Source organism: Roseomonas chloroacetimidivorans, from assembly GCF_049629625.1.
GTDB classification, from domain to species: domain Bacteria; phylum Pseudomonadota; class Alphaproteobacteria; order Acetobacterales; family Acetobacteraceae; genus Roseomonas; species Roseomonas chloroacetimidivorans.
Genome location: NZ_JBNBZS010000207.1, coordinates 1 through 2,967, shown reverse-complemented (window position 1 = coordinate 2,967; position 2,967 = coordinate 1). Strand labels below are relative to the sequence as shown.

The following is a 2,967-nucleotide window of genomic DNA, read 5'->3' as shown; positions in this document are numbered from 1 at the left end:
TAGTTGTCCATGACGAGGTGCACGTCGAGATCGGACGGCACGGCCGCCTCGATCTCGTCGAGGAAGCGGCGGAACTCGCTCGCACGGTGGCGCGGATAGCACTTGCCGATCACGTGGCCGGTGGCGATGTCGAGGGCTGCAAACAGCGACGTCGTGCCGTGGCGGGTGTAGTCATGGCCGCGCCAACAGATCCTATGGGGGTGAGGCAGCGCCGGGGTTGGTTAGGCTGCTTCCATCAGACCTGGAGGAAGCCCCTGATGACACCGACACCCGTTCCGCAGCCCAGCTATTCTGCAGCGGATTTCGACCGCGCCCTGATCCTCGCGCTGGAGGTGAGTGAGAAGAGCTGGGTCGTTGCCGCGCACGTGCCTGGGCTGCAGGGAAGCAAGCCCCGGCGCACCCTCGCTCCGACCGCGGAGGCTTTGCTGGAAGCGGTCGAGACCTATCGTGCCCGCGCCGCGAGGGCAGGCAGGAGCGTGAATCGCGTGGTGCTGGTTTACGAGGCAGGCTACTCGGGCTTCTGGCTCGCGCGATGGCTGGCACGACAGGGTGTGGACAGCTTCGTGATCCAGCCGTCCAGCGTTCCGGTCGACCGACGCGCGCGCCGCGCGAAGTCCGACGGGATTGACGCCGAACTGCTCCTGCGCACCCTCCTGGCCTGGCTGCGTGGAGAGCCGCGCGTGTGCTCGATGGTGCCGATCCCGACCGAGGCCGATGAGGATGCGCGGCGTAGCGTCCGGGAACGGCAGGATCTCCTGGGTGAGCGGGTGGCCCTCGTCAACGGCATCGCCGCCATTCTCGCAAGGCTCGGTGCCCGCGACTACGATCCACTGCGGCGAGATCGCCGGGCTCGGCTTGAGGGCGTGAGAACCGCGCTGGGGGATCCGCTGCCACCGCAGGCAAAGGCCAGGATCGGGCGGATGTGTGGATAGGCGTGGAATAGGGGGTCTGTCGCTGATTGCGTGCTTGTGCGGCCGTCATGGAATGGTGACCAGCCGTGCGCGCAGCAGGTCGAGCTTGCCACAGCCATACATCTGGCGACGGATCAGCTTTAGCTTTGTGATGTAGCCCTCCGTCGGGCCGTTGGACCAGGGCGTGGTCAACGCGGCGCTGACTGCTGCCTTATCGGCGGCGATGCCGCGCCCGAACGGTGCAAGCATGCTCGTGGTCGCCTCGCTGACCCATGCGGGCAGCGCGTCCGAGGCGCGGGTCCGCACCATGCGATGGAACCGGTCAACGAGGTCTCGCGCCGTGGCAAGCGCTGGTAGGGCGCGCTCGATGGCACCCACCATCACCGCCTCGCTGCGCGACAAGCGGTCACGGCCGGACAGCATCGTGCGGACGATGGTCCGGGCCGGTGGCAACCGGCTCGCAATGGCGCCATCGGCCCGTTCGCTGCGTCGACGACGGGTGGCCCACTCGCCCACGACCCGCAGGCTACCACCGAAGCCCTGAACCCGCAGTCGGCGCCAGAGTTCTGCTCCGTTGCGGCAACCGCCGGCCCAGGCCGCCTCGAGCGAGGCGAGCCATGGCTCGAGGCTGTTGGCGCGGCTGCGGAACACCTCGTCCTCGGTGTTGCGGAGCACGGCCCGGACAAGCTTGCGGCTGCGGCCGGTACGGCGGACGATGCCTTTGATCGAGGTGCCATCCCGGGCCATCGCCCGGATGGTCCTGCTCTCCTCGCAGCGCCGGAGATAGACATCATACTGGAGCCGTTCGGCGGCGCTCAGCAGCTCCGGGTCGATGGTGCAGGCACCGAGAGCCCGGCGGATGGGGCCAAGGACACTCCGGACTGCCCCAAGGAAGGCGGCGCTGGCATTCTCCATCAGGTGCCAGCGATCTGCCACCTGGATCGCGCTCGGAGCGGCCGCGTCGGCCGCTCCGGCGAAGCCGCCAGCCCGGTCACGCGCGACGATGGTGATGTCCGGGTGAGAAGCAAGCCAGGCCCGCACGGTGGTGGGCTCGCGGTCCGGGAGGAGGTCCAGCACCCGCCGACGCTCCAGGTCGCAGATCAAGGTTCCGTAGCGCTGACGTCGGCGCCAAGCCCACTCGTCGATCCCGATCACCGCGGAGGGGCCGGTGGCGGGGACGGTCCGACGGCGGACTGCACGGAGCAGCGTGTCCTTGCCGACGGGCAGCATCAGCCGCCGTGCCAGGGCAGCTCCGGGCCGACCACCCAGGGCCACGCCGAGGGCCTCAACAAGCCCGTCCAGGCGGAGGGTGCGCCGCCCTCGCCGGCCGGCCATCTCGGGCAAGGGCGGCTGAGTGAAGGTCCGGCGGGGACAGTCCGCGGTGGAGCAGCGGAAGCGGCGTGCCCGGACCAGGAGTTCGACCGACCGCCCATGGGACGGCAGGTCGAGCAGCCGGCGGCGATGAAGGCTGTGGGTACGGTCGGAGCGAAGGCCGCAGGTGGGGCACACTCCGAAGGTTTGCGCTGGGTGGGCGGTGATGCTGATCAGCTCGGGGCCGACTTCGACAGCGTCCACCACCAGGCCGGAAGGCAACAAAGAATTCGGATCAAAGCCGGGCATAGCTGGCGCCTCCGCGGGATCAAGCCTCCCCAGAAACGCAGAACAGTGTTCAGCGACAACCATCTTGGCCGGTACCGACAGGCAAGTTGGCCGGTGGCCCCGGACGCAGGTCGGGCGTAGCCCGGCCGGAGACCGGGGCCACCGGCGCGATCGTCTCTATCGGGGATGATGGCGTGGGGTGCTGGCCGCTGCGGGCCGGTACGAGCGGGGACTATCGGAAATTCCGTGTGTGGTTGGGCATGATGGGACGAAAGGAGTTCCCCCATGGCCCGACGCAAAGAGCCTCGGATCCCTGACGCGGTACTGGACCAGCTGCTGGCTGGAGCCGATGCCCGAGCGGCCTTCGACCAGGGCGGGCTGCTCGATGAGCTTAAGAAGGCCTTCGCCGAGCGGGCGCTGAATGCGGAGATGGACCACCACCTGGCCGGAGAGGGTG

The 2,967-nt window shown here is 68.9% G+C and carries 1 protein-coding gene and 3 pseudogenes; 2 read left to right on the top strand and 2 right to left on the bottom strand.

Annotation, left to right across the window (positions count from 1 at the left end; genetic code table 11):
- Nucleotides 1-176: pseudogene (locus ACO1BU_RS36585) on the bottom strand (IS630 family transposase); the annotation flags it as partial.
- Between the two features lie 81 nt (nucleotides 177-257).
- Between ACO1BU_RS36585 and ACO1BU_RS36580 the strand changes: the two are divergent.
- Nucleotides 258-923, top strand: a pseudogene (locus ACO1BU_RS36580) (IS110 family transposase); the annotation flags it as partial.
- Nucleotides 924-977: 54 nt separating this feature from the next.
- Here ACO1BU_RS36580 and ACO1BU_RS36575 read toward each other — a convergent pair.
- Nucleotides 978-2,531, bottom strand: a complete 1,554-nt coding sequence (locus ACO1BU_RS36575; protein WP_424140776.1) for an ISL3 family transposase — start codon at nucleotides 2,529-2,531, stop codon at nucleotides 978-980.
- A 264-nt stretch (nucleotides 2,532-2,795) separates the two neighbouring features.
- Between ACO1BU_RS36575 and ACO1BU_RS36570 the strand changes: the two are divergent.
- A pseudogene (locus ACO1BU_RS36570) lies at nucleotides 2,796-2,967 on the top strand (IS256 family transposase); the annotation flags it as partial.